The organism is Myxococcus sp. AM011 (assembly GCF_013372595.1).
Classification (GTDB): domain Bacteria; phylum Myxococcota; class Myxococcia; order Myxococcales; family Myxococcaceae; genus Myxococcus; species Myxococcus eversor.
Window position 1 is genome coordinate 1 of record NZ_JABXEM010000442.1, and the last position, 5,332, is coordinate 5,332.

Sequence of the window (5,332 nt, forward strand, 5' to 3'; positions counted from 1 at the left end):
GGCGGATTCCGAGGGGGACGGAGTCTGGGCGGCGCTGCCGGGCGTCGAGGCCGGCCGCCGGATGACTTCGACCGCGGGAACCACCCGCCGTGTCTTCCGATCGTTCACAGTCGTACGTTACCTGATGCGAGGAGCCCGGGCATGCCCGGCTTCAAGGCTGGAGGGAGGCTGAGAGGTCCACTTTCCACCCAGACGGCTCACGGACCATCCGGACCTCGTGGGTGCTGCCTGACGAGCGAACGAGCACGGTCGCCTCGTCGTTCGCCTCCCGGACCAGGGAGACCTCCGTAACATCCGGAGGAGGGGGGACATTCGCGAAGAAGAGGCCCAGGGGCTCGGGTTTCACCGCGCCCCCGGAGGCGTCAGCCACCGCCTGGGCCCGCTTCGTCAGGGCCGTCTGGGTGGGCTGGGACAAGGCGCCCCAGGCCGCGCGGAACTCGCCGCGCTTCACCAGCCGGTGGAAGGACGTATACGCATCTTGCGGTGTGCCGAAGCGGGGCTGGTTGCAGCCGGCCACGCCCACCAGGAGCAGGGCCAGCAACCAGGGCATCGTCGCGGTCAGGCGCATGGGGGTGGGGTTTAGGTCAAAGCGGCGCCGGGGGAAAGCCTTGGGTGCGTCCACCTCACGGAACGTGTTGCTGGACACGGTTTCGCCCCGCTCCCTTGGCCCCGTAGAGCGCCGCGTCCGCCGCGCGCAGCAGCGCCTCCGAGCTCTCCAGGTCCGCCGAGGGCACCGTGGCCACGCCCAGCGACGCCGTCAGGCGCACCTCCTGCCGCTTCCCGTCCACGCCCACGTGCTCCACCCGCAGCCCCGCGATGGCCTCGCGCACGCGCTCGCACACCCTGAGCGCGTCCGCCGTCCCCGTCTCCGGCAAGAGCGCGATGAACTCCTCCCCGCCATAACGCGCCAGCACATCCACCTCGCGCAGCCGCGAGCGCGTCGTCTGCGCCACCGCCTTGAGCACCTGGTCCCCGAAGGGGTGGCCGAAGGTGTCGTTGATGCGCTTGAAGTGGTCGATGTCCAGCATCACCAGCGACAGGGGCGACTGGTAGCGCCGCGAGCGCGCGAACTCGTCGCCCAGCCGCTCCTCGAAGCAGCGCCGGTTGAACAGGCCCGTGAGCGCGTCCGTGCGGCTCAAGGCGAGCAACTCCTCGCGCCGCCGCGCCAGCTCCTTGTTGGCCTTGTCCAGCTCCCGGTTCTTCTCCACCAGCGCGTCCTGGAGCGCCTTGAGCCGCAGCATCGACTTCACCCGCGCCGACAGCTCCAGCATGTCGAACGGCTTCACCAGGTAGTCGTCCGCCCCCAGCTCCAGCCCCTCCACCTTTCCCGCCGCCTGCCGCGCCGTCATCAGAATCACCGGGATGAAGCCGAAGCCCTCCTCCCCGGAGTTCGCCTTGATGATGCGGCACACCTCCACGCCGCCCAGCCCCGGCATCTCCACGTCCATCAGGATGAGGTCCGGCCTCGCCTCGCGAATGGCCGACAGCGCCTGCGTCCCGTCATGGGCTTCCTTGAAGACGTACCCGCGCGGCGCCAGCCCCTCGCGCACGTGCGCCACGTGTGCCGGGTCATCGTCGACGATGAGCACCGTCCGGCCGCTCAGCTCGCCGCCCGACCCCGTCCGCCGGGCTACCTCCGGCGTCCTCTTCCAATCACCCTCCGCCATGCGGTTGCGCCCCCAGTGCAATCATCCCGCTCTGCCAGAATGTTTCTGATTGTCTCCCGACGACTCCAGGAAGCCAAGGGGGAGGGTAAGTCCCCGTCTTCTGGAGGCTCAGGCGGGTTTGACGAGCCGGGCCCGGTACACAGGCTCCCCCGAGGTGAGATACCGCCGCTCGCGCGTCGAAGGCACCTCCTCCGGGTCATGGGGATGGAAAACGCCGGAACCCAAGGGGTTGTGGAAACCCACGGATTCCAGGATGGAAAGCATGTTGTGGGCGCGGTCCTCGACGTCGGTGCGCATGTCGAAGCGGCCGCCGGGGGCGAGCTTGGCGAGCAGGAGGGCGGCGAAGTCGGGCTGCACGACGGCGCGCTTGGCGTGGGCGCGCTTCCACCAGGGGTCCGGGAACTGGAGGTGGATGGCGGAGAGCGAGCCGTCCGCGAAGATGCGGGGGACGGCGAAGCGGGCGTCGGACTCGACGACGCGCAGGTTCTTCATCCCGGCCTTCTGGGCGCGCTCCTGGGTGTCGCGCGCGTACTTCTTGCGCCACTCGAAGGCGACGAAGCGGACGGTGGGGTTGCGGCGGCAGTACTCCAGCGCGTGGCCGCCGGCGCCGGAGCCGATTTCGAGCTCCAGGGGGCCGGGGAAGCCGAACTCGGCGTCCCAGTCCGGAGGAGTCTCCTGGGCGATGAGGTGGAGGCCGACGGGGTCTGGCAGCAAGCGGGGGCGTGGCATGAGGAGGGCGCTCCAAGCACGGGCAAGCGGGGTCTGGCCAGGGAAAAACACTGGTATAGGGGGGACATGAAGGTCTTCCAGTCGGTGGCGGAGGCGGGCCGGGCGCTGATCGGCCGGGCGCTCGCCCTGGGCAACTTCGACGGGGTGCACGTGGGCCACCAGGCCCTCTTCGCGGAGGCGCGCAAGCACGCTTCCCCCGCGGCGTTCACCTTCAACCCCCACCCGGGCAAGGTGCTCCAGCCGGACCTGGCGCCCAAGCTGATTACGCTCCTGCCCCGCCGCCTGGAGCTGCTCGCGGACCTGGGGCTGGAGGCCACGGTGGTGCAGGCCTTCTCGCGCGACTACGCGCGCACGGGGCCCGCGGACTTCGAGGCCGCGCTCTTCGACGCGCTCGGCGTGGCGCACGTGGTGGTGGGCAGCGACTTCACCTACGGCGCGGCGCGCGCGGGCCAGGTGGAGACGCTGCGCGAGGCGGCGGCCCGGCGAGGCGCCCGGGTCCACGTGGTGACGCCCGTCACGGTGGACGGGGTGGTGGCCTCGTCCTCGAGGGTGCGCGAGTACATCCTGGAGGGACGGGTGTCCGCCGCGTGCCGGCTGTTGGGCCGCCCGTTTGACTTGGACGGCATGGTGGTGGCGGGCGCGGGGCGGGGGCGGACCATCGGCTTTCCCACCGCCAACGTGGACACGCAGAACGAGCTGCGGCCCGCGCCGGGCGTCTATGCCATCCGCGTGCGCTTCCTCGCCGGCGAGGGCGTGGGGACCTGGCACGGAGGGGCGGCCAACATCGGAATCAAACCGACTTTCGGTGGCACCGAGGTCACCATCGAGGCGCACCTGCTGGACTTCGCGGGGGATATCTACGGGCGGGAGGTGCGCGTGCAGTTCCTGGAACGCCTGCGCCCCGAGCAGCGCTTCGGCTCCGTGGCGGAGCTGGCGGGGCAGATCAAACGCGACGTGGAGGCCGCTCGCACGGTGATTGCGCGGGCCGGGGAATGACGCACGCATTTTTCCCGTGATTGTTCAACGGGTTGGCGAGTCGGGGGCCCCCAGAGGGCGCCTTGACGGATGTGCGCGGCTCCCCTCTAATTCGCTGTCAGGAACCGTGCCAAAGGTGCTGTGGGGCCCCGAGGCAACGCCCCTGTCTCCCAAGAGCGAGGCGGGCCCCCGCCCGTCTCATCCTTCTGTGCCACCAGGAAGAGGCTTCACGAATGTCCGGTCGATTGGGTGAACTGCTGGTCCGCGAGAATCTCATCTCCGTCCAGCAGCTGCGCAAGGCCCAGGAAGAGCAGCAGAAGAGCGGCACGCGCATCGGCACCGCGCTCATCAAGACGGGCGCCATCGAGGAGTCGAAGCTCACCGACTTCCTCTCCAAGCAGTACGGCGTGCCGGCCATCAACCTGAAGGACTTCGACGTCGACCCGGACATCATCAAGCTCGTGCCCAAGGAAGTGGCCGAGAAGCACCTGGTGATTCCCGTCAACCGCGCGGGCCCTTCGCTGATTGTCGCCATGTGCGACCCGTCCAACATCTTCGCGGTGGACGACCTGAAGTTCCTCACCGGCTACAACATCGAGACGGTGGTGGCGTCGGAGGTCTCCATCCGCGAGGCGATTGAGCGCTACTACGCGGAGAAGGGCCCCTCGATGGAGGAGATCGTCGGCGACGTCGGCGACGACATCGAGCTGGCGAAGGAGGAGACGGAGAACATCGACGAGATGGCGAAGGCCGCGGATGACGCGCCCGTCGTCAAGCTGGTGAACCTCATCCTCATGGACGCCATCAAGAAGCGCGCGTCCGATATCCACATCGAGCCGTACGAGAAGGACTTCCGGGTCCGCTTCCGGATCGACGGCGTGATGTACGAGGTGATGCGCCCGCCGATGAAGCTGCGCAACGCGATTACGTCGCGTCTGAAGATCATGGCCTCGCTGGACATCTCCGAGCGACGCCTGCCGCAGGACGGCCGCATCAAGATCAAGATTGGCGGCGGCAAGGAGATGGACTTCCGCGTGAGCGTGTGTCCCACGCTCTTCGGCGAGAAGGTCGTGATGCGTCTGCTCGACAAGAGCAACCTCCAGCTCGACATGACGAAGCTGGGCTTCGACGCGGAGCCGCTGGCCTGGTTCAAGGAAGCCATCGACCGGCCCTACGGCATGGTGCTGGTGACGGGCCCCACCGGTTCCGGCAAGACGACGACGCTGTACTCCGCGCTCTCCAGCCTCAACGACGTCGGCACCAACATCTGCACCGCCGAGGACCCGGTCGAATTCAACTTCGCCGGCATCAACCAGGTGCAGATGCATGAAGACATCGGCCTGAACTTCGCCGCGGGCCTGCGCTCGTTCCTCCGCCAGGACCCGGACATCATCATGATTGGTGAGATCCGCGACTTCGAGACGGCGGAAATCGGCGTCAAGGCCGCGCTCACCGGCCACCTCGTGCTCTCCACGCTGCACACCAACGACGCCCCTGGCACGGTGAGCCGTCTGCTCAACATGGGCATCGAGCCGTTCCTCGTGACGGCCTCGCTCAACCTCATCCTCGCCCAGCGTCTGGCGCGCCGCCTGTGCCCCGCCTGCAAGAAGCCGGCGGACAAGGTGGACGAGCAGGCCCTCATCGACGCCGGAATTCCTCCGGACAAGATGGGCACCTTCACGGTGTACGAGAAGGTCGGCTGCCGCGACTGCAATGACCGTGGCTACCGGGGCCGCGTGGCCATCTACGAGGTCATGCCCTTCTGGGACGGCCTCAAGGAGCTGGTCATCAACGGCGGATCCGCCGCGGAGCTCAAGCAGGAGGCCATCCGTCTGGGCATGAGCAGCCTTCGCATGAGTGGCCTGAAGAAGGTCATGGACGGCTTCACCACCTTGGAAGAAGTGGTCGGCAACACCGCCCCGGACCGTTTCTAGTCACCCCCTCCTCCCCCAGCCTCACCG

At 68.3% G+C, this 5,332-nt stretch carries 5 protein-coding genes; 2 read left to right on the forward strand and 3 right to left on the reverse strand.

The window, feature by feature from the left end:
- Nucleotides 1–151: 151 nt before the first annotated feature.
- From HUW62_RS45620 to HUW62_RS45630, 3 genes are all read right to left on the reverse strand, one after another.
- Nucleotides 152–568, reverse strand: a complete 417-nt coding sequence (locus tag HUW62_RS45620) for a hypothetical protein (protein ID WP_163865394.1) — start codon at nucleotides 566–568, stop codon at nucleotides 152–154.
- 55 nt (nucleotides 569–623) lie between these two features.
- Entirely contained in the window at nucleotides 624–1,667 is a 1,044-nt protein-coding gene (locus HUW62_RS45625; RefSeq protein WP_176438012.1) for a diguanylate cyclase, read from the reverse strand.
- A 108-nt stretch (nucleotides 1,668–1,775) separates the two neighbouring features.
- Nucleotides 1,776–2,396 carry a tRNA (guanosine(46)-N(7))-methyltransferase TrmB gene (locus HUW62_RS45630; RefSeq protein ID WP_176438013.1) on the reverse strand — a complete coding sequence of 207 codons (621 nt, stop codon included), beginning with the start codon at nucleotides 2,394–2,396 and terminating at the stop codon, nucleotides 1,776–1,778.
- A gap of 66 nt (nucleotides 2,397–2,462) precedes the next feature.
- On the opposite strand from HUW62_RS45630, the gene HUW62_RS45635 reads away from it, so the two are divergent.
- Nucleotides 2,463–3,392, forward strand: coding sequence for a bifunctional riboflavin kinase/FAD synthetase (locus tag HUW62_RS45635; protein WP_163865391.1), 930 nt, complete (start codon nucleotides 2,463–2,465; stop codon nucleotides 3,390–3,392).
- 212 nt (nucleotides 3,393–3,604) lie between these two features.
- Nucleotides 3,605–5,305 (forward strand): type IV-A pilus assembly ATPase PilB, encoded by a 1,701-nt coding sequence (pilB, locus tag HUW62_RS45640; RefSeq protein WP_163865390.1) that lies wholly within the window; start codon nucleotides 3,605–3,607, stop codon nucleotides 5,303–5,305.
- Nucleotides 5,306–5,332: the final 27 nt, after the last annotated feature.